General features: G+C 51.4%; 20 protein-coding genes. 5 read left to right on the top strand and 15 right to left on the bottom strand.

The genetic code is table 11. The annotated features are described in order from the left end of the window. Window positions 1-269 precede the first annotated feature (269 nt). Complete coding sequence (locus tag N909_RS24655; protein WP_029915624.1) at window positions 270-818, top strand: universal stress protein; 549 nt, start codon at window positions 270-272, stop codon at window positions 816-818. A gap of 52 nt (window positions 819-870) precedes the next feature. On the opposite strand, the gene N909_RS0112640 is transcribed toward N909_RS24655, so the two are convergent. After that, window positions 871-1,317 carry a hypothetical protein gene (locus tag N909_RS0112640; protein ID WP_029915622.1) on the bottom strand — a complete coding sequence of 149 codons (447 nt, stop codon included), beginning with the start codon at window positions 1,315-1,317 and terminating at the stop codon, window positions 871-873. Between the two features lie 281 nt (window positions 1,318-1,598). Next, on the bottom strand, window positions 1,599-2,201 hold the full coding sequence (locus N909_RS0112635; RefSeq protein ID WP_029915620.1) for an outer membrane protein: 603 nt from the start codon (window positions 2,199-2,201) through the stop codon (window positions 1,599-1,601). A gap of 593 nt (window positions 2,202-2,794) precedes the next feature. On the opposite strand from N909_RS0112635, the gene amt reads away from it, so the two are divergent. Then, a complete protein-coding gene (gene amt / locus N909_RS0112630; protein ID WP_051689889.1) occupies window positions 2,795-4,654 on the top strand; it encodes an ammonium transporter in 1,860 nt (619 codons plus the stop codon). Between the two features lie 45 nt (window positions 4,655-4,699). On the opposite strand, the gene queF is transcribed toward amt, so the two are convergent. Further along, a complete protein-coding gene (gene queF / locus N909_RS0112625; protein WP_029915616.1) occupies window positions 4,700-5,530 on the bottom strand; it encodes an NADPH-dependent 7-cyano-7-deazaguanine reductase QueF in 831 nt (276 codons plus the stop codon). Between the two features lie 135 nt (window positions 5,531-5,665). Here queF and asd point away from each other — a divergent pair, with 135 nt between their 5' ends. Beyond that, entirely contained in the window at window positions 5,666-6,772 is a 1,107-nt protein-coding gene (asd, locus tag N909_RS0112620) for an aspartate-semialdehyde dehydrogenase (protein ID WP_029915614.1), read from the top strand. Window positions 6,773-7,030: 258 nt separating this feature from the next. Here asd and N909_RS0112615 read toward each other — a convergent pair whose 3' ends face one another. The 10 genes from N909_RS0112615 to N909_RS0112565 form a co-directional block, all read right to left on the bottom strand. Further along, window positions 7,031-8,464, bottom strand: a complete 1,434-nt coding sequence (locus tag N909_RS0112615; protein WP_029915612.1) for an aldehyde dehydrogenase family protein — start codon at window positions 8,462-8,464, stop codon at window positions 7,031-7,033. A gap of 169 nt (window positions 8,465-8,633) precedes the next feature. After that, complete coding sequence (locus N909_RS0112610) at window positions 8,634-9,506, bottom strand: LysR family transcriptional regulator (RefSeq protein ID WP_029915610.1); 873 nt, start codon at window positions 9,504-9,506, stop codon at window positions 8,634-8,636. A 307-nt stretch (window positions 9,507-9,813) separates the two neighbouring features. Then, a complete protein-coding gene (locus N909_RS0112600) occupies window positions 9,814-11,124 on the bottom strand; it encodes a hydroxyacid-oxoacid transhydrogenase (protein ID WP_029915606.1) in 1,311 nt (436 codons plus the stop codon). Window positions 11,125-11,382: 258 nt separating this feature from the next. Beyond that, on the bottom strand, window positions 11,383-12,654 hold the full coding sequence (locus N909_RS0112595; RefSeq protein ID WP_029915605.1) for a TRAP transporter large permease: 1,272 nt from the start codon (window positions 12,652-12,654) through the stop codon (window positions 11,383-11,385). A gap of 20 nt (window positions 12,655-12,674) precedes the next feature. Beyond that, on the bottom strand, window positions 12,675-13,175 hold the full coding sequence (locus tag N909_RS0112590; protein WP_029915604.1) for a TRAP transporter small permease: 501 nt from the start codon (window positions 13,173-13,175) through the stop codon (window positions 12,675-12,677). A 60-nt stretch (window positions 13,176-13,235) separates the two neighbouring features. After that, the gene (locus tag N909_RS0112585; protein WP_029915603.1) at window positions 13,236-14,234 is read right to left on the bottom strand and encodes a TRAP transporter substrate-binding protein; all 999 of its coding nucleotides are present in this window, start codon (window positions 14,232-14,234) and stop codon (window positions 13,236-13,238) included. A 170-nt stretch (window positions 14,235-14,404) separates the two neighbouring features. Then, a complete protein-coding gene (locus N909_RS0112580; protein ID WP_029915602.1) occupies window positions 14,405-15,406 on the bottom strand; it encodes a TAXI family TRAP transporter solute-binding subunit in 1,002 nt (333 codons plus the stop codon). Between the two features lie 167 nt (window positions 15,407-15,573). Then, window positions 15,574-16,512: an ABC transporter substrate-binding protein gene (locus tag N909_RS0112575; protein WP_029915601.1), complete on the bottom strand. Its 939-nt coding sequence runs from the start codon at window positions 16,510-16,512 to the stop codon at window positions 15,574-15,576. Then, window positions 16,505-17,884: a sigma-54-dependent transcriptional regulator gene (locus N909_RS0112570; RefSeq protein ID WP_029915600.1), complete on the bottom strand. Its 1,380-nt coding sequence runs from the start codon at window positions 17,882-17,884 to the stop codon at window positions 16,505-16,507. Before N909_RS0112570 ends, N909_RS0112575 begins: the two co-directional genes overlap by 8 nt. A gap of 5 nt (window positions 17,885-17,889) precedes the next feature. Next, window positions 17,890-19,632 (bottom strand): ATP-binding protein, encoded by a 1,743-nt coding sequence (locus N909_RS0112565; RefSeq protein ID WP_029915598.1) that lies wholly within the window; start codon window positions 19,630-19,632, stop codon window positions 17,890-17,892. Window positions 19,633-19,845: 213 nt separating this feature from the next. On the opposite strand from N909_RS0112565, the gene N909_RS25720 reads away from it, so the two are divergent. Further along, window positions 19,846-19,995: a hypothetical protein gene (locus N909_RS25720; RefSeq protein ID WP_155005933.1), complete on the top strand. Its 150-nt coding sequence runs from the start codon at window positions 19,846-19,848 to the stop codon at window positions 19,993-19,995. 13 nt (window positions 19,996-20,008) lie between these two features. On the opposite strand, the gene N909_RS0112555 is transcribed toward N909_RS25720, so the two are convergent. Next, window positions 20,009-20,218 carry a GSU3473 family protein gene (locus N909_RS0112555; protein ID WP_029915596.1) on the bottom strand — a complete coding sequence of 70 codons (210 nt, stop codon included), beginning with the start codon at window positions 20,216-20,218 and terminating at the stop codon, window positions 20,009-20,011. A 101-nt stretch (window positions 20,219-20,319) separates the two neighbouring features. Next, on the bottom strand, window positions 20,320-20,952 hold the full coding sequence (locus N909_RS0112550; protein WP_029915594.1) for a lysophospholipid acyltransferase family protein: 633 nt from the start codon (window positions 20,950-20,952) through the stop codon (window positions 20,320-20,322). Window positions 20,953-21,110: 158 nt separating this feature from the next. On the opposite strand from N909_RS0112550, the gene djlA reads away from it, so the two are divergent. Further along, window positions 21,111-21,887 carry a co-chaperone DjlA gene (gene djlA / locus N909_RS0112545; RefSeq protein WP_029915592.1) on the top strand — a complete coding sequence of 259 codons (777 nt, stop codon included), beginning with the start codon at window positions 21,111-21,113 and terminating at the stop codon, window positions 21,885-21,887. Window positions 21,888-21,900: the final 13 nt, after the last annotated feature.

The following is a 21,900-nucleotide window of genomic DNA, read 5'->3' as shown; positions in this document are numbered from 1 at the left end:
TCCCTTTAATGAATAGCTCCTCCAGCTCTGAAGTCAAATAAAAATTTCATAATTTTCTTCTATTTTTTAAATATTTAGCTTTCTCGAACGGACAAACTTCCATGTTCACACCGGTCGTTGCAGAAGGTTTCTGGAGTTAGAATCCGGGGACAGTCAGAGCAGAGTCCAATCATTTTCCACAGGCGCAAAATCGCCCGGATGCCGCTATGCAGCCTCCCCGAAGGCTCCCCTCCGATCTGCATTGAGTTCAGAAATGGAGTATAATTTAAGTGTTTGAGTTGTGTATTCTGGATGCTTTGACCACCCTGACCGGGAAGGAGGTTTCACTCATGTTGCCCCTTTACAAAAAAATCCTCGTCACCACCGACTTCACTCCTAATTCGGATAATGCTTTCAGACATGCCGTCATGCTGGCGCGGCAGAATAATTCCGAAATACACCTGCTCCATGTTATCCAGCAGGTCGATTCATCCATGCGCAGTTATCTGACTTCGGTTATGGGGGAGAGCCGGCTGGAGGAATTCGAACGAGACAATATTCAAAAAGCCACGGAAGAACTCAAAAGAGAGCTTGATCAGTTCGCCCAAAGAGAGCTGACCGACTATCCGGACGATTTAGCTCGCTTTGCCGGTGCCAGGGTGGTGACCGGCCATCCCGTCGTCAAAATTCTGGAAACAGCAGATGAGCTGGAGGCTGATGTCATTGTCATGGGAACCCATGGCAAAGGTCCCCTGGAACATACTTTCCTTGGCAGTGTCACCGAGAAGGTTCTCAGGAAATGCCGCCGCCCGGTTTTCGTTATCCCGCTGCAGCCCTGAAAAGAATCAAGGGAAATAACCCCGGGGCGTCCCCAGCGGGTGCCCCGGACAATCAAGGCCCCAGCGCTTCACTTTGAAAATTGAAATGATAAACCCGATAAGAACTGCCGTCCTGGAGCAGACTGAGGGTAATCGTGGCGGAGCCGCGGGAAAAAACGCCCTCGACCAGGTAAGTGACGACCACTTTCTCCCGCTCAGGATCCGATCCGGCAGTCGCTTTGTGCCTGAAGCTGGGAACCCCCATTGATTCAAGGGCCCCCAGTCGGGAGAGGGAGGCCATCAGGCGCACTAAATCAGCCGGATCGGTTTGCCGCATAATGTCCGGAGCGATGATCTGGTCAAGAAGATCCGGATTCCAGCTGGCGATTTTGGGGAGCACCTCATAGATATAGGGCACTGCGGTGCTGCTGAAGTGTGAGGCCTGAATGTGGCGATATATGAAAAACGTTCCGATGCCACAACAAAAAACTACAACGATATAGACAAGAAATGTTTTCATCTCCGAGCCTCTCTGACACTCTGACCGAATCGCCTCTGCAGTTTCATTCCCGGCCTTGCCGGGGTGCCTCACAAGCATAAACAGCTTTACATGAAAAGACAATTCTGCCGACCCGATTTGATCACAACAAACGTCCAAACAAATCAAAACACGTCTGTCCGTCCTCAGTTCATTGAAAGGGACATCGAATTTATCCAGAAACCATTTTCACTACGCGGGTTGGCCGTGAAAGTCAGGGCAGCAATTGACGGGCCGACAGGAGGGGGCAAAGCTGGATAAGCTCAGAAGTTGAAGCGTAAACCGAAAAACAGGTTGTGGGTTGCGTATTCAGCTTTCAAGCCATCAAAATTGGGATCTTCGGTGGCGAAATAACGATATTGAACATCAATACTCAGGTGATCATTGACTGACAAGCTGCCTCCGGCCGCGATCTGGTAGGCAAAAACCGTATCATCTTCTGTACCGACCAGATCGATATCCGCCTCGATATCGGCAACCCCGGCACCGACCCCGATGAACGGCCTGAATGGCCCGGCATTTAGAAAATCGTAATAAGCATTGCCCATCAGCGAAATGGTTTTCAGGTTGCCACCGACCCTGGTGGTTCCGTACCCATCCACGGCGATCCGATTCAGATCATTGACCCGATAGCCCAATTCCATCTCAACGCGCATGCCGTTGCCCAAAGCGTCTCCCAACGCGCCGGTTGCGGCAAAACCGTCATCAAAACTCATTTCGCCACTGTCGTTGCCATCGTTAATGCTCGAATCTTCCACGGCAACAACACCCACGTTTCCGGAATAATACAAGTCCGCAAAGACTGGGGAAGCCCAGCCGCACAGTGCCAGAAACAGGATCAGACTGATGTAGGCTAATCGAAACAATTGATGATCCGTTACATAAATAAGGGGAGTTGGCAAAATAAAGATACCGCCCTGTCTCTGCAAAAGGTTTGCCAATAAGAACTAGAAGATAACTCTTTGAAATAACTTGAGCCAAAAAATCAACTTTCCCCAGCTGTGGCTAATAAACCATGCTCCGCATGGAAAAAATGCCACACTTGGCAGCAAAAGCAGCTTTTATCTTCTCTCCGTTGACAATGCCTGACCAGCACAAATGTAAAATTTGTCTTATTTTAGATTTGACAAAATTAACCACTTATCATATTTTTTAAAATGTCGTAAAAACAGACAGATAAACACAAGAAAAATTTCAGCGCGATTTGGCAAAGGAGCCTTTGCGACCGGATTTCATTCGGTCTGCGAGGCTTTTTTTGTTTCAGCCGGTCTTGGAAAAAGCCAGGGATGGACATTTTCAACAAGCAACTCAATCGAAAAGATGCCGACCCCGCAAGCGATCTTCTGTAGGGAGATTTTTGGCCTGCTGGCAACCGTTAACAAAAGAAGAGGGGGAAATCTGGGCGGCCTTGCAGGCCAGCCTTCCACATCAGGACCAACACGACCATCGAGGTTCCAACATGAACTCACATAGCGCCCTTGATTATCATTGGGTCATTATCAGCGCGTTCCTGGTTTTTATGATGCAGCTTGGCTTTGCCATGATTGAAACCGGCTGCGTTCGCTCGAAAAACACCATCAACGTCGCCATGAAAAATCTGGCTGACGCCACCTTCGGCTTTATCTTTTTCTGGCTGATCGGCTTTGGGCTGATGTTCGGACACGACAACGGCGGCATGTTCGGAACCTCCCTATTCATGATCGACGGCAAAGACCACTCGGTCACCAGCTTTTTCTTCTTTCAGGCTATGTTTGCCACCACGGCGGCCACCATTGTTTCCGGTGCCGTGGCTGAAAGAATGAAATTCAACGGTTATGTCCTATCAGCGATCTTCATCACCACCATCATCTATCCACTTTTCGGGCACTGGGCCTGGGGCGAAGGAGGTTGGCTCAAAGAGCTCGGCTTTGTCGATTTCGCGGGTTCTACCGTCGTCCACTCCATAGGTGCCTGGGTCGGCCTGGCCGGGGCCATCGTGCTCGGCCCGCGATTGGGCAAATTCCACTCCGGCACAGCCAGATACTTTGCCCCTGGCAATCATAATTTCATTGTTTTCGGGGTCTTTGTCCTCTGGTTTGCCTGGTTCGGCTTCAACGCCGGCAGCCTGCTGTCCTTTGGACCCGAGGTTTCCTCGATCCTGCTGAACACGCTGCTGTCCGCTGCGGCGGGTGGGATGAGCGCGTATCTGCTCAGCCTCTTTCTGCACCGGATGGTCGGTGTCGAACTGTTCAGTTTCGGGATTGTCGCCGGGTTGGTTGGAGTGACGGCGGGTTGTGCCCAGTTCACCGCCGAGCAATCGTTCCTGGTCGGCTTTATTTCCGCCTTGATCATGTTCCTGGCTGAACGCCTGATGCTCGCCCTGCGCATCGATGATCCACTCAGTGTTGTGGCGGTTCACGGCTGTGCAGGGATCTGGGGGACCCTGGCCGTGGGCCTGTTCGGCCTGGTTCCGGCAGGACTGACCCGCTGGCAATTTTTAGGGGTCCAGGCGACCGGTGTCATCGCCGCGTTCGGACTGGCTTTCCCCGGCGGTCTGCTGCTATTTTCATTGCTCCGCCTGACCAAGACCCTGCGCGTGTCCAAACGCGATGAAGTCCTTGGCCTGAATGTTACCGAGCATCAGGCGCGCCTGCCCTGGGTGGAAACCATCGAAAGCATCATCCGGATCATGCGCAGCGGCGCCCTGCATAGAAAAATCTATGAAGAACGCGGTACCGAAGTCGGTATTGTTGCCCGCTTTTTCAATTATCTGCTCGACCGCCTGCATGACAAGCAGATCGAATTGGCGGCATCAAATAACAGCCTACGCACGCAAATCAATGTCGATACCCTGACCAGGGTCTTCAACCGCCGCGGCCTTCTGGAGAACATTAAACTCTGGACCGGCAGTGGCAAAGACTTCTCCATCATCATCGTCGATATTGACCACTTCAAAAGAATTAATGACAGCTACGGACACAGCGTCGGAGACTCGGTCCTGCAGGAGATGGCCTTGCTGATCAAAAGCCTGGTGCGCAGTCAGGATGTTTTCGGCCGCTGGGGGGGAGAGGAATTTGTTCTGCTTGTGGAAACCAGTGAGGCTGAGCTGGCCTGGAAAATTGCAGAAAAATTAAGAACAAGTGTTGAGGCCCACCCCTTTGCGACCGTCTCTTCCATTACCTGTTCGTTCGGCGTCTGCTGCCCGGAGCAGCCGGCGACTTCGTTTGAAGTGCTGTTTGAGGCGGCCGATCAGGCCCTTTATCAGGCCAAGGACAAAGGGCGCAACCAGGTTGTCATTAACCCGCCAGGCCTGCAGACAGCGACATCGGAAGTCGCCTGACCCGGCCCCGGGCTAGGCCGGAAGAACACCGTGCGCTCGGTTCGGTTATTGCCGGACCAACCTGAGGTTGGCGATACGGGTTTCAAAATTGGAACGAAACGGGTTGATATCAAGACCGCCACGCCGGGTATAGCGAGCATAAACGGTCAGCTTGACAGGCTGGCAATAGCGCATCAGATCGACAAAAATCCGCTCGACACACTGTTCATGAAACTCATTGTGCTGACGAAAAGAAATCAGATAGCGCAACAGGGCTTCCCGATCAATCCGGCCACCCTGATAGCGGATCAGCACACTGCCCCAATCCGGTTGGCTGGTCACCAGGCAATTGCTTTTCAGCAGGTGACTGTGCAACTCCTCGCTCACCTGCTGAGAAGCGTCGCTGGCAGATTCAAGCAAAGCCGGGTTCAGGGAATAGCTATCGACGTCGATATCGAGGTCATCAATGCACTCTCCGGGGAGCGTCTGAATCCCCTCGGTCACAAACTGGTGGCTTTCGATCAGCCGTACCCGGACCTTCCCGCCGGCGGCAGCAGACAGGTCGGCAGTGATCCGTTCGACGACCTGATCACTATCGCTAAACCGGGTCTGGTTGAATGAGTTAAGGTAGAGCTTGAAGGACTTGGACTCGATCAACTGCGCGGTTTCACAGGGGATATGAAACTCGCCCATCGCCACAACCGGCTTCCCCCGCTGATTCAGCCAGGACAATTCATAAGCATTCCAGATATCATAGCCACCAAACGGCAATTCTTCGGTAATCCCGATCACATCACGTTTGACCTGGCGCGGAAAAGGGCACAGTAAAGTCGGGTCGTATTCCGCTTTGTAAACGGTACTTTTCCCCAGGGGAAGGTTGTGCTCATAATGGGACATAACCGCCTCGCCATAAAAAAATAATTACCAATTCAGGTAAATAACTGGTAGAATTTTCGACTTATCGGCCAGGAACCCTGGCCGCTTCAGGCAGCATAAGTGGTTTTTTTTTACCCGTCAACATGGAGAACATTTATGAAAGTCGGATTAGTCGGTTGGCGTGGCATGGTCGGTTCCGTGCTGATGCAACGTATGGTCGAAGAGAATGATCTCGCCGGGGTCCGGCCGGTCTTTTTCTCGACTTCACAAGCCGGTCAGGAAGCTCCCGATTTCGGTCAGGGACCGAGTGTCCTTGAAGATGCCGGCAATATTGAAAAGCTCGCTGAGCAGGATGTCATCATCACCTGCCAGGGCGGTGATTACACAAAAGAAGTTCACCCCAAACTACGTCAGCAAGGCTGGGACGGTTACTGGATCGACGCGGCCTCGTCATTACGGATGGACGACAATGCCGTTATCATCCTGGACCCCATTAACCGCGATGTGATCGACAAAGCCCTGGCCGCAGGGGGAAAAGATTTCATCGGCGGCAACTGTACCGTCAGTCTGATGCTGATGGGCATTGGCGGGCTGTTCAAGGCCGGGTTGGTTGAATGGGTCAGTTCCATGACCTATCAGGCTGCCTCCGGAGCCGGGGCACCCAACATGCGTGAACTGCTGGCACAGATGGGCGTGCTCAGCGATTGCGTCAATGAAGAACTGAAAACTCCGGGTTCGACAATTCTCGATATCGACCGCAAGGTCACCGAAACCCTGCGCAGCGAAGGATTCCCGACCTCCGAATTCGGCTATCCGCTGGCCGGCAGCGTGCTGCCCTGGATCGACAAGGAAGTCGAAGATGGTCAGAGTCGGGAAGAGTGGAAAGGAATTGCCGAAACCAACAAGATTCTGGCCACTGCACAGCAGATCCCGATTGACGGCATCTGCGTCCGGGTCGGCGCCATGCGCTGCCATAGCCAGGCGTTGACCATCAAACTGACCAAAGATGTCCCCATCGCGGATATCGAAACGATCATCGCGGAAGCGAACCCATGGGTTAAACTGATCCCCAATACCAAAGCCGCGTCGCTGGAAGGGCTGACCCCGGCAGCAGTGTCCGGGACCCTTTCCGTTCCGGTCGGTCGGGTTCGCAAAATGAAGATGGGTCCGGAGTACCTGTCGGTCTTCACCTGCGGCGATCAACTGCTCTGGGGAGCCGCCGAACCGTTGCGCCGGATGCTCAATATCCTTAAGGAAAACTGATCCTGGGAAAGAACAAAGAATTAACAAACAAAAACGCCTTTGATCCATTGATCAAAGGCGTTTTTGTTCACCGTGTCTCTTTCTTGGTCCACAAGCCCCAATAGGCTCTCCCATGCTGCAGCAGCAAGGGTTCGTGAAAAAATCTCTCTTTCACGATCGCTGTATATAAATAACTGCGGCTAGAAAATGGAGGTGTATTGAGCCGCAGGAGTATTTGCTGGTCGTGCCCGGGTGGCCAGCGCCCGGGCACGCATATTGTTATGGGAAAACGAGGGTCTCGTCGTTATAAAATTCGCCGAACAATTCCTGATCCGAAGGACGATCCTCGGGAATCGGCCGGCTGACCCAGGTCACGTTCATATAGTGTTTCAAGTGCACGTTCTCGTTGGTGATGTTGCCGCCCCAGACACCGCACCCCATGGAAGAGGTCATCGGCATACCGTTGGTCAAGGACCCGGAGTTGGCCTTGGATTGCGGCTGGCGCACCATGATCCGGCTGACCGGCATAGCCAGGGCATGCATGTGAATGTGCTCGTCGTTAAAGCTGTAGATTCCACAAGAGTGGCCGCGCCCACCGACCTTGTAGATTTCCTGGAGACGCTCAATCGCCTTGTCATAGGTTCCGCTATATTTGAAAACACCGATGATCGGCGCCATCTTCTCTTTGCACCAGGGATATTCAGGACCGATGTTGTCCTCTTCGCAAAGCAGCATGCAACGGTCTTCCGGAATCCTGAAGCCGGCTTTCTCGGCAATCGACTGGGCGGAGCAGGCAATGGTGTCGATGGTCCGGTGCAGTTCATCATCCCACAACACTTTGGTCAGTTTGGCTTTCTCATCAGCGTTGCACAGATAACCACCTTCTGCCTGCAGAGCTTCCAGCATAGCGGCGTAGACACTGTCGTGAATCATCAGGTTGCCGTCGGCAGAGCAGCCCGAGCCGTAGTCGGCGGTTTTACTCAACCGCACGTTCATAGCCGCGGTCTTGACGTCCTGGGCGGTGGTTTCATCGAAACACATGGTGGCGTTACCGGCGCCAACCCCGTAGGCGGGCTTGCCGGAGCTGTAAGCGGCCTTGACCATGGCCGGACCGCCAGTGGCGATGGACAGGTCGGCCTGGCTCATCAGGTACTGGGAAGACGGAATGCTCGGCTGGTCGATACACAGGAACAGGTCTTCCGGCAGGCCAACCTTTTTCAGGGCGGCGCGCATCACGGCGATGGTCTCGAAGGTGGTTTGCTTGCTGCGCGGGTGCGGCGCAAAGATCGTGGCATTGCGGGCTTTCAGTGAATAGAGCCCGTTGGTCGGCGGAGTCAGGGCCGGGTTGGTCGTCGGAATCAGGCAAGCGACCACACCAACCGGCTTGCCGTACTTAACGATCCCTTTTTCCGGAATTTCTTCGATAATGCCGACACTCTTCTCCCGCAGGCAGTCGCGCAGGATGCCGATGATTTTGGCCCGTTTGTAGGGGCGCCCGGCACGGTCACCGAGACCGCTTTCATCGACCCCCATTTGGGCCAGACGGGTAAAGGTCTTTTCGTTGGCAGCAGCCCAGGCAACAGCCTGAACGGCACGGTCAACGGTTTCCTGATCGAGGTTTTCAATCTGGGCCTGCGCTGCACGGGCCCGGACGAACAGCTCATCAACTTTTTGCTTTTCTTCTGCGCTGAGGACTTTAGGTGCTTTGGCCATGGGTTGGTCTCCTTATAAAAGTCGCAATGGATTTGCTAAACAGAACTTTTTGCAAGCAGCCTTGTGGTCACAATCAAACAGTGGATGTTTGCGTTAAGAAGACGTTAGTACAAGATTTCAATAAAGTAAAATTTATAATTCTTGAGTTTTTCTTAAATTTTTATTGAGTTTATTTCTGTCTCAACATGGCATCAAAAACCAGGTTCAAAATTTTCTGCCGCGGGTGTTGCCGCTTTTGATAAAGACCGATACGCCGTGATAACTGAGGTTTTCCAAAGGAGATAAAAGAGTAAAGATCCGCAGCATCCCGGAGCCGTTGCTGGCTGAAAGAGACAACCGTAATACCCAATCCTTGAGCGACCATGCTCAGCGCGGCTTCACAAGAATCGAACTCCATAACTTCCTGGGCATCAATCCCACGTTTTAGCAGATATTCATCAACAATGGTTCCTGCCCAGGCCGTGCGGTCGAAACGAATAAATGGGAACTGCCGGAACAGTGATTCTTCGTCAGAGGCCGGCGTTCCCTTGGGTGCAACAATGTAAAAAAGCTCGGTGTCATATTCAGACCACTGACAGGAGGGAGGAATCGACCTGACCGGCTCGGTAATAAGAGCCCCGTCAAGCTCATCTTCTTCAACCCTTCTCGCCAGCTCGGCGGAAAGACTGCAGAAGACCCTGATTTTCAATTGTGGATAGTTATTTTGCAGTTCGGCCAGCACCGCCGGTAAAGGTCCGGTGACCACAGTCGGGATTGCCCCGAGAAACAGTTCCCCTTCGATCGCCCCGGCCGGGTTCAGTTCTTGCTTCAGACCATCATAGAGACCGATAATCTGTTCGGCCCGTTCGACAACCAACCTGCCACTCGCATTCAGCTTGGGTTTGCGGCCGTCTCGATTAAACAGCTCGATCTCCAGGTCTTCTTCCAGATTTTTAACTTGCAGGCTAACGGCCGCCTGGGTCAGGCCGAGCTGGTCAGCAGCAGCGACGAAGCTGCCCTTGCGGGAAATAGCGATCAGAGTGCGAAGAGCGCGTAATGACATGGGCAAAACTCCAGATAAACTGCAAGAAAAGCCCTATTCTACTGCAATGCAGGACAATGTCAAAGATTGCTCTGGAAATCCCCACGAAGCCGGAGCTTGGGCCTGTTGGCTGAAAAATAACCAGGCTGACGGTTTAGGCCAGCCAGTTTGGAACAGCAGCTATAGCTCAGCCTGGAATCTCCTGAGTCTGAACGAGAAGCAGAGTCATGGAAGAATTGACATTATCTGTAGAGTCGGTAACTACACCCCCTTGGGGTACCGTCCACTCATGCAAAAATGAGCCGTTGCCCTCGGCGCAACGCAGCCATTACCAGTAGGAAAGCGCCCCCTCAAACATCCTCCTCAGCTCGTCTTTAGTGATAGCCTTGGCCGCATTGTCAATAACCCGTCGCTGAGGCCACCCCTTCTCGGTCAGGGCATCCAGATCGGCCGCCGTATACCCCAGTGCCGTGAGCCCGTTGGGAGCGCCAACCTCCTTCATCAATTCAATGACGCCACCGGCAAGATAATCTCCGGCATCCTGATCTGCGGCCAGACGAGACATGCCAAGCGCCCGGGCGGCCTCTGTATAACGCTCGGGGCAGGTCGAGCCCATATAGCGAAACACCGAGGGAGAGTTGACGATAACGGCGAAACCATGGGGCACCAAAGGATGGTCATCAGGCCAACCCTTGGCATGATAATCACGCACCAGGCCGGCGACGGCATAAGACATGCCGTGGGGCAAATTACAACCGGCGGTTCTGAAACCTATTCCGCCCAGCAAACCTGAAAAAGAAAGCTTTTCACGGGCAGCAATATCGTCCGGATCCTGAACCGCCCTGACAAGATTCTGGCCAATCAAACGGATCGCCTCGAGACAATTCATATCGCTGAAAGGGTTGGAACCCTGAATCACAGGCCTGGCAGTCGGGTCCTCCGCAACCGGCCGGCTGGTAAAAGGGCGAGCGGTATAGGATTCGACGGCATGGCTGAAAACATCCATACCATTGGAGGCAACAACCTGAGAGGGAAGGGTTTTCAAAGCATTTGGATCAATAATCCCCAGGGTCGGTTTGATGGCTCGATTGGAGATCCCGGCCTTGGTCCCCAGTTCCAGAAAATTGAAGATCGCAACGTTGGTACATTCACTCGAGGTTCCAAAGGTTGTCGGACAGGCGATATGCGGTTTGAGCGGCCCTGGCGCAGGCAGTGCCTTGCCCAGCGGCTTATTGACATAGTCGAGGAAATCCGCGGGAGGATAACTGGCATAAAGGCTGACCGCTTTACAGGTGTCCATCACCGAGCCACCTCCGACACTGACAAACCCATCAAAAGTATCACTTTCAGCAAACCGCAAGGCTGCTTTAAGCGACCGGTCAGACGGTTCAATCTCGACACCATCGAATACCGTCACCTTGATTCCCTTATCGCGTAACGATTTGACTGCTGTCTCGACCGCGGGGAGTTTAGCCAGGCGGGCGTCGGTAAACAACGCCACCCGGGTCATCCCCAAAACTCTGCCATGTGCGCCAACTTCTGCCAGGCTTCCGGCACCAAAAATCTCTTTGTTTCCGTCCAGAACCAAGGCATATTCGCCATGCTCGGAGCCTGAAAAATAATTTTCTTCCGCCACCATTGAAAATCCTCGTTTTCCTTTCATAGGATCATTGTCTTGCAGATCAACCTGATTAAGAACTCCTGGGAGCAGACTGGGTTTTGTCCCTGGCATAATAACTCAACCCACCCTCTCAGGCTAGTGTTCCTCCCATGAATATCAGCGGCAGGCAGTCCTGACAAGTGGCACAAAAAAGAAATAATTCAGCTCAGATTGACCCATGAGAGCAGATCTGGAAGATTCGGAAGCCTTCTCGGAAAACATCCAATGCTCACAATCCTAGTAGAGCAGATTAGGCAGGAAAACAGAAAACCATGGAAATACCGTTATCAAAGCAAGAGCCAGCAAAGCGAGCAAGAAATATGGCAGCACTGCTTTTGAAGCGCCCATCAACGATGCCCCCGAAAATCTTAGAGTCACCAGCAGGGTTAAGCCGACAGGGGGGGTTAAATTCCCTACCATCAAATTAAATACAAAAATGACTCCGAAATGAACCGGATCGATCCCCAACTTGATTGCCAGCGGCAGCAGGATGGGAGCCAGCAGGAGAATAGCGGGGATCCCATCAATAAAGCAACCGATCACCAACAGCAGGAGATTCAGCATCAATAAAATAAGCCATTTATTTTCCGTGATGTCAAAAATTGCCTGAACCAGCATCTGCGGTGCCCCGGACACTGCGAGCAACCAGCTAAAGAGGTTGGCCGCCCCCATGATAAAAAGAACCACGGCAGAGGTAACCACTGTTTCCTGCAAGCACTCAACAATCTTGCCGATAGTCAATTCCCGATGGATAAAGAGCCCGACAAACAAGGCATAGAGCGCGGCAATGACCCCAAGCTCAGCATCGGTTACCATCCCGGTCGCGACGCCAGCCACAATGATGATCGGCATGGCGAGTGCCGTACCCCCAACCCGAATTCCCCCTACCATCTCTTTTACACTGGCGGCTTCGTGCCTCGGAAGTTTATGCCGCCAAGCATAAACATAGGCCCCGAACAGGAGGAATAAGCCGTACAAGATCCCGGGAAAAGCTCCTGCCAGAAACAGTTTACCGATAGGAACGGCCGTTGCGATTCCAAAGACCACCATCGGAATACTGGGGGGAATGATCGGGCCGCAAATCGCGGCGCTTGCAGTAATAGCCGAGCAAAATTCAGGGCGGTAGCCTTCTTTTTTCATGGCCGGAATTACCACCGACCCAACAGAAGTGGCATCAGCCACGGCCGACCCGGAAATCCCGCTAAAAAACATGCAGGTCACGACATTAACCAAACCAAGGGCACCCCTAAAGCGGCCAACCAGCAGGTTGGCAAAATGGATCAACCTTTGCGTGATCCCTCCGGCACTCATCAGGGAACCTGCCAGGATGAAAAACGGGATACACAGCAGCGGGTATTTTTCGATAGCACCGATCACCCGTTGGACCATGATCATATCCGGAATTCCCATCCAGAGCAGCATACTGAAGGAAGAAAAATAGAGCGCAAAAGCAATCGGTACACCGATCGCCAAACAACCAAAAAAAATACCAAAAACCAGACCAAACATCGCACTCTCCCAGAAAAGTGTCAGTCCTCAGGAACAAAGCTTGGCGGAACCAGACTCCGCAAAAAATCATCCAGGGCATAAAGAAAGATCACGAAAAATGAAATGGGGAAAGAAACGTAAAAATACGTTGGTGGCAGCTGCAGTATGCCCCACGGCATTCCCCTTGTTGCAAGCACGACTTTGACTCCCTGAAAGCTCAAATAAATGCAGAAAGAGAGAATGCTGAGTTGAATCAATCGATTCAGTTGCCGCTGTAGCAAAGCAGGCATCAGGTTTTGAATCGAATCAACACAGATATGCGATTTATAGCGGAATGCGACACTCGTCCCAAGCAGGGAAACCCAGACAAAGGCGGGCAACAAAACATCTTCTGCCCAATTGAGAGCGTCTCCCATGATATAACGAAAAAAAACCGCAAAGGAGCTGAAGATGAGCATGGCAAAAAGAATAAACGCTGAAAGCCTGGCAATCTGACGATTGAGGCCGTCACAAAATTCGGAAAATTTCAGCAAAGCCTTCACAGGAACCTCCTGTATAAAGTTGCCGCCACAGGTCGTCCCATGGCGGCAAGATCAATCAATTTAGAGCTTTAATGCACGAATCTTGACAACCATATCTTTTAGATAGGGGTATTCTTCTTCCAGCCCTTCGGCTGCTTTTTTGAAAGCCTCAACATCGGGCTGGACCATCTTTGCTCCAAACTTGGCTTTGGCTTCTTCAATACTTTGTCCCATCTTGCTTTCACTTTGTTGCAGAGTCCATTCGCGAGCTTCCTTGGCTGCATCTTTAAACAATTGTTGCTGTTCCGGGGACAGGCTTTGCCAGAAAGCTTCCGTAACATGAACATCATTCAGGTCAAAGGCGTGGTGAGTCTGGATATTGTAGGGCGTCACATCATAGAAACCGGAAGCAATATTGCGATAAACGGGGTTTTCCTGGGCATCAACGACACCGGTTTTCAATGCGGAGAAGAGTTCCCCAAAGGAAACGACGGTCGGTGAAGCTTCCAGTTTATCCTGGAAATAGGTGATAAAAATCGGCCAGTTCGGAACCCTGATTTTCAGTCCTTTCATGTCAGCCGGAGTTTTGATCGGTTTTTTGGCAGTGATATCACGCGGGGCACCAACCCAGGTGTATAAAACCCGCCAGCCCGACCTGGTCGCCAGATCATCATAAAATTCAGGGCCGATTTTCTCCCAGACCTTATTGCCTTCTTCCGCGCTGGTATAAAGATATGGGAAATTTCCGATATCGCAGAGCTTGTCATAGGGTGCAAGGTCCCCGACGGTCCCGGCAAACATGTGGATGGCATAACCTTTCATCGATTCATGAACCTCCCTGATCGAGCCAAGCACCCCGCCCGGGAAATAGTCATAAGAAATCTGACCGTTTGATTTTTCTTTCAGAATGTCCAGAAAATGCTTCATGCTATCGGCCATAAGGTCGGCGGCAGGAACATTTGCAGCGGCCCGGATCCTTAATTTATCCGCAGCTGCGGACTGTTGTGCGGGTAGGCAAAATGCCAGAACCAGCAGGCCCATTAAAAAGTGACGGCTTAGAAACGACAGTTTTCGACTCATACGGTGAAACTCCTTTCTCACACTTCAATAGATCGTTAACCTGCTTAAATGACTGCCCCGTAGCAAGAACCAGCTATTGGTCAGCCCCTTCATCAATCCAATCGATATCGATTCTCAATAGCAATGCTATTGTTGCTGGGACCCCGCGCCATCTTCAAACTTGCCAGTCGTTATTGTGAAAACGACTCCGCCAACTCGTGATAATATCTTTGCGCTCCGGGATGTTGCGGCAGGTCAATACCGTCCAGAGCTCGCACCAGAGCCTCGGCGTTCGTTGTTTCAAGAAATTCTGCCAATTGTGGCAACCGTTCAAAAATACATTTGGTAATCAGATAAACGTCCTCGTCGGACAGACGATTGGAAGCAACCAGTATGTTCGGGTAGGCTATGGTCCTGACATCCTCATTCTGGCCAGGATAGGTCCAGGCTTTAATCGGGTAGCGGGTCCAGATATCATAATCGGCGTTGATTTTTGCCAGTTGCCTGTCCGTGACATTTAATATTGAAAGCTGTTCGCCCTCACTGGCCAATAATCTGGATACGGCTGCGATTGGGACCCCGGCAGTAAAAGCGGCACCGCCAATCTGCTTTTTCAAAATGGCATCAACAGATGGAAGAAATCCCATATATTCAGCTATAAAATCCTGGTCTTTGATAATTCCCAGGGCATCAAAAATCACCTGATCGGAGTTGATGCCCCCACTGTCAAGAGCAGCGAGGGAAAATTTATCTACCAGCCCTTTTAAGTCACTGAGATCACCATTTTTCACAAATTCATTACGCAGCAGGACGTGGAGGACGTTATTCCAGAGCATTGCAACCACAGCCATATTCTTCATGGGCCGCCCAGTATAAAAGCCCATGCCCCGGTACGCCTGGATAGCATAGACCCCGGAAAGGATGGCCAGGTCACACTCCCCTTCGGCTAGCAGGTGGATGTTTTCTCCAGAGCCCGTTGTGTTGATTGCAGTCACCACAAGGTTATCGCTTACGGTGAGTCTTGAATTCAGCAGCGCCGAGATCGCGACTCCTGCCGGGAAATAAGCCCCGCCGGTACTGGCCGTTGCCAAAATCAGAGACCTGGACTGTGCCGGCGATGGAGCTTGAGCAACAATAAAAACGGACACCGCAAGGGCAACCCATAGGGGGCTGAGCGGACGACGGAGTGACATTTATTCCTCCTTTGGAATATGACGATATGCTGCTCAGCAAACAAGTATGAGCAAATGCAATGCCAATAAAAATAACTTTTTAAAAACAGGCTGTTCCGGTGAAACAATAAGACAAAAAGAAAATGACGAGCGGAAAGCGATCTCTTGCCGAGCGGAAAGCGCTCATATTAATGGATAATGGTATCGGCAATAACCAAAAGCGAGAATGGAACCTGGACCCTGATTTTTCTGGCAGTCTGCATATTGAGGACAACCATGAAAAAATCAAGACTACGGCTGGGAATCTGTTCCGGGAGAAAGCCCTGCAAAGCCTTTTGGGCATTCAACGCAGCAAGCCGGCCAATGCGATATTTATCTGGAACTAGCCCCAACAGAGCACCCTGGCTGGTCACAAAGGTCATATCCGCTGTCAGGCTTGGGATACGTGCCTCATTAAGCTGGGAGATGATTTTATCACCAACATGTTTGAACAACGGGGCATTTGTAATATAGACAGAATCCAAAGTGCTCAAAATTTCTGGGGACAAAACCACATTGTCTGACATCTCCAGGAGATTGATCTTATGGAGTTGGTAATGAAGAAACGGCTGCAGGCGGAACAATTCGTCAACCTGTTGCCGGGATTCAGGGTTATTCGGCTGCCAGAGGACTCCCAGGTGCTGGAAATCCCTTATTCTTTTCAGAGCCTTCAACTGGTTGAGAAGTGGCACACTGTTGCTGATTCCGGTCGCATTGTTCTCAGAAGACCGCCAACTGGCGATCAACCCCTCTTCGACTGGCGCCTGAACCATAGTAAAAACGACTGTATGTTGTTTTTCCAGGGCTAATAAACGCCGCGTCAAATCGGTCCCGGAAACATAATACAGATCATGCTGGCGTTCTTTTGCCGCCTTTAAATAGTAAGGCAACAAGTTCTCGTCCCCGGCCAGGTTATAGACATAAAAACGTGCATCGGGAAAAAACTTCTGCAAACCGTCACGGAACCCTTTTTCAACGATTCCGTCCCCCTGCCATTCGAACATCGCAATACTGGGAAACAGGCGAGCCGAGAATGCCGCTGCAGGCAAGCTAAGAAAAATGAGCAGGTACAGCCAAGTCTTAAACACTATCCTCACTGCCTCCGGCCAGTCCCAATTTTTGCAATTTCCTTTTGAAGGCATGACGACTGACCCCCAAACGCTCAGCTGCGAGTATTTTTTTTCCCTGTGCATTTTCCAACGCTTCAAGGACCAGTTGCCGCTCTAAAGACAATAGATGATCGTCAATATTGAAGCCTTGACCGACCACCTGGGTGAGCACATGGTCACACTGGAGAAACTCGGCTGGAAGTTGCTCCAGCGGGATGATCTGGCTGGGGCACAAGATCACCAGACGTTCTATCATGTTCTTTAACTCGCGGACATTCCCCGGCCAGAGATAGCTCATAAAGGCATCCTCCGTTGCAGGAGCAAGTTGTTTGCACGGTTGCCCTAAGCGTTGAGAAAACTGGGCAAGAAAATATTCGGTGAGAATCAGGATATCTTCGCCTCGTTCCCGCAACGGTGGTAGATGAACCGGGATGACATTAAGTCGGTAATAGAGGTCCTCGCGAAATTTATGTAACTTGACCAGCTCCGGAAGATTACGATTGGTGGCCGCGATAATGCGGGCATTGACCTGCAGGTCGACCGTGCCGCCAAGCCGGCGAAACGATTTTTTTTCGAGAAACCGCAGCAATTTGGCCTGCAGGTGAAGTGGCATTTCTCCAATCTCATCCAAAAACAGGGTTCCGTTCTGGGCCAGTTCGACTAATCCTTTTTTCCGGGTTTGGGCATCGGTAAACGCGCCTTTTTCGTGCCCAAACAGCTCACTTTCCAACAAACTATCAGGGATAGCGGCACAATTGACTTCGGCAAAGGCCTGTTCCTGGCGCTCACTGAGTCGATGCAATGCCCCCGCAACCAATTCCTTTCCCGTACCGCTTTCACCCGTCACCAACACGGCACTGTCTCCCGCTTTTGCCACCAGACGAATTTTCTCAAAGACCTGACTCATTGCCTGGCAACGTCCGACCATCCCTTCAAGCCCGCCCGCACTTTCCCTTCGTTCCCGGAGAAAAACCACTTCTGCTTTAAGTTTTTGTTGCTCTAACGCCTTATTGACAAGCAAAGTTATTTCATCCAGCTCAAAGGGCTTGTTAACATAGTGAAAAGCACCACGCTTGACCGCTTCAACCACGGTCGCGGTGTCACCATGTGCCGTCATCATAATCACCATGACCTCGGGCAGCTGTTGTTTGATCTTGCGTAAGGCATCCAGTCCACTGCAATCCGGCAGGCGCAGATCAAGTAATATGACGTCCGGAGGGCTATGCTCAGCGCTGCTTAACATGGCGGCTCCGGTCAGAGCGATTTCAACCTGATGTCCCTCATCTCGGAACAACATCCCCAGCGATTGGGCTAAAATTTTTTCATCATCAGCGATCAGGATGTGGGCCATAGAGATCAAACCTCTTGGGACGGCAAGGGAAAATACAGGTCAAACTGCGTCCCATAATCCACCTTACTGGTTACATTCCAACGAATATTATTTTGCTTCATCAGAGAATGAACAACAGAAAGTCCCAGTCCGGTGCCACTCAGACGGGTTGTAAAAAATGGATCAAAGATGCGGTCAAGGTGGTCTTTTGCAATGCCGCATCCCGCATCCCGGACGCTTAGCGTGACCTGATCCTGTTCCGGTTGCAAAATGATTTTAACTTCTCCTCCGTTGGCCATTGATTGGGCGGCGTTGAGGATCAGGTTCAACAGAATCTGCTGAACCTGACCGGAGTCAGTCAGCACATCCGGCACAGGATGAATGTCTGTAGCAATAAAGACCCCCTGTTTATCCAAGGCCTTGCCAACCATTATAACGATCTCGTCAATCAGGTCCCCAAGCGCAACCGGCTGCAGGGCTGCTTCGCCTGGCTTGGCGAAATCCAGCAAATGCTTGACGATCTGGTCAAGACGGTCAATTTCGACATTGATCCCTTGAGCGAGGGATTCAACTTCATTGGAAATGGCTTTACGTTGCATCAGTTGAGCACAGCTTTTGATGCCGGCCAATGGGTTTCTGACTTCATGGGCAATTCCAGCTGCCATGATTCCGAGGGAGGCCAGCCGATCAACCTGGATGATCTGCCGCTCGCGTGCTTTCAGCCGGCTGGCCATGGCATTATACTCTTCCCCCAGCCTTCGAAGTTCGCCCTCGCCGCGAATCTTGATCCGGTGCTCAAGGTTTCCGGTACTGAATTCCTGAGCGCCACGCATGAGTTGTGCTATGGGGTCGGTAATGCGTCGGACCAGATATAAGGTAATTAATAACGCCATAACGGCCACCAGCACCGAAAATGCCAGGCTGCTGAATTTTAGTTTGGTGATGCTGCCCAGCAAAGCCTGTTCAGGCATGACCAGGCCAATAGTCCAATCCAAGTCATCGATATGCGCCCAATAAAACCTGTTTTCACCTACCTTGAAACTTTTTTCCGCCTGCCTTTTTTCCGCCTCTGTGGCAATGGTTTCCCGCAGCTCTTTAGTTAAACGACCAGAACTGATCACCTGCCCCAAAGCATGATCGAAAACAAAACCGACGGTCCCGGGAACCGGTGTGAGTTCTTCGATATAGCGCGTCAAAGAGTCAAGTTTGACATAAAAAGTTAAGTGTCCGACGGGTCTGAATGAGTCTTCAAAGTCAAAAATTCTTTTACTGAACAACAGCAACGGTCCTTCGGGATGGTCTAGCAGGACACCGGAGGTAAAGGTATCGACCCCCCTGGCCTTAAACAGTCTGATCGGGTCAATTTTTGAATAAATCTGCATGGAGCTGTCATCCGGTACGGTCAGAATTAATTCGCCGTCGAAGGTAATCAGGCTGATACGAGCATAAAGTGGATTCTGTGCTTTGTAGCGCAACAGTTTCTGCTCGACCGTCGCCAAACGCTGCCCGAAGTTGAACTGCAGAAATGCCAGCTGAATAAAGGGATAGTTTGCCAATAGATCAAGGTCTTTATAAATATTAGTCAGCTGCTGATTGACCTGGCTGGCAGTTTTTTCCGTCAGATTTGTCATCTGCTGGCTGGACAGATTCTCCAGGCTGACAGCTCCCACATAAGAAGAGTGATAGCTCATCAGCAGCAACGGAGCTAATCCGAGCAGAAGATAGATGATGATGAATTTTGAACGGATTCCTCGAAATAAATAGCGCATATTTTTTAGATCGAAGCAAAAATGAAGCCAAATTTAAAATCTGCCCAGGGAAAAGCTCCTGCTCATCGTCCGACTTTCCGTTCCGGGCTGATCCGCACATAAAAAAATCCCCGACGTCGGAAAACAGATCATCTCTGCACAATAGGGCAATAATAATTCTGCTGAACTAAATTTTTTCAAAAAAAATGCCGAAAAGGTGTCAGGAGGATTAAGATGAGCACTATGAAGAAAGACGTTATTAAATTGCTGGTGCTGATTTTCATTGTCGGTCTGCTTATCGTCGGGATCTACACAGTGGGGAAAAGTGTCGACAACCAGGCAAAATACCGTCACCCCATTACCCGCCCAGGAGCACATTGGTAAGCGCACCCTCCGTTCAGCACAACCTTCTTTCGGGTCCCGGATAGACGGGCTGACCCGTTTTACGAATCGGGTCTCTCCCGACAAAGACCCAGCCGTCGGTGCGCTCGAAGGAAGCGACCTGGCCAGCCTCAAGCAGGGTCGTCAGCAAAGCCGGGCTAACCCGATCCCTGATGCCGTTTTTATAAATCACATTGATCTTGCCACCGTGCCGGAACAAAGCCATAGACCCCCCTATTGCGATAGCTTCTCGTGCAGCCCGTTTCTGGCAGTATAACATCTTTTGCTCGTTATAAATGGAAGCAGGTCGTGGACGGGTCAGCAGGCTCAGTGCTTCGTCAGCTCGATGGCTATCGCCTCCATGACCCGTTCGACGATCAGGACATGGGTCTCTTTTTTATCCTCCAGTTCGAACAGATCGGCAACATCGAGGGGTTGACCGAAACTGATGCTCCCCTGCTGCCCGGTCTTTAAAAATTTCCAGCGGTTGATCCCTTTAAGAGCCGTGGGGATGACCACCGGCCGATGTTCATAAATCAACTTACCGACGCCTCTGTTGCCCCGACCCAGGTCACCATCCTTATGCCGGGTCCCTTCCGGGAACAGCATCACTTTTTCACTACTGAGCAGTGTTCCTAATTTCTTCCCGGCCCGCACATCCCGCCCCCGTTTGACCGGAAAGGCTCCCCAGGAACGAAAAATGGCTCCGAGCAGGCGATTTTTGAACAACTCTTCCTTTGCCGGGGCCCAAACCATCTGCAAAGGAAAAGCTTTTTGCACGGCGGCGGGAATAAAAACCGTGTCGTAACCGGAAATATGGTTGGCCAGCAACAAGACCCCGCCCTGCGCCGGAATATTTTTGACCCCATGAATCCGAAACTTGTTGAGCACACAAGCATAAAAAGCAATTCCGCCACTGCAGAAGGTGACCCACAATCGCCTCAAAACTGATACTTTCACAACACCGCTCCTGTCGAAATCATTGACATGGCACCAAATTGGCAATTGATTTTTCTTTGTATAAATCCTTGCAGCAACCCTGCATATCCCGCATTATGATCTACTTTAGCAGATACTGTCATGAATTAAATGTCACCATCAGAACCAAGGAACGGATTATGAGTTGGTTATCAGGAATTATCGGCGGCGGTCTCGGGGCCATGATTGCCGGGCCGTTTGGTGCCATCATCGGCGCGGCTATCGGTGCCAGCATGGGCAACACCCAGACCCTGCCAGGACGTAGCGGCCACGGCGTCGGTGGCTTCAACCAGGCCCAGCAGCGCCAGGCCATTTTCTTTACGGCCGCTTTTTCCATGGTCGGCAAACTCGCCAAAGCCGACGGCCGGGTCTGCCCGGATGAAATTGCCGCCATCGAAAAAATTTCCAAGGAGGCCCTCGGCCTCGATCCGCAAACCCGGGCTTACGCGATCAATGTTTTCACCCAGGCCAAGGACAGCCCGCAGAGTTTCGCCGACTATGCCCGTCAGTTTGGTCAGCTGTTTGCCCATGACCAGCAGCTGTGCAGTTTTATGATGAGCTTTCTGTTCGAAGTCGCCATGGCTGACGGCAACCTGCACCCGCAGGAAGAAATCATGCTGCAGGAAGCCAAAAACGCTTTCCGCATTCAGGAAAGCATGTATCAGTCGCTCTATGGCCGCTATGTCGGCCGCCAGCAGACCAGTGCGATCAGCCTGGCGAAACACTATGAAATCCTCGGTGTCTCTGAAGATGCGACCACTGCTGAAATCAAACAGGCCTACCGCCAGAAGGCTACCGAATTCCATCCTGACAAGATCGAAGGAAAAGGACTGCCGCCCGAATTCATTAAATTTGCCAATGACCGGCTGGCTGAAATCAATGAATCTTATGATACTATTATGAAAGCCAAAAAATAGCTGCCGGCCGAGA

It is taken from the genome of Pelobacter seleniigenes DSM 18267 (genome assembly GCF_000711225.1).
Lineage (GTDB): Bacteria > Desulfobacterota > Desulfuromonadia > Desulfuromonadales > Geopsychrobacteraceae > Seleniibacterium > Seleniibacterium seleniigenes.
The sequence above is the reverse complement of the archived record's forward strand: the minus strand, read 5'-3'. Positions and strand labels throughout refer to the sequence as shown.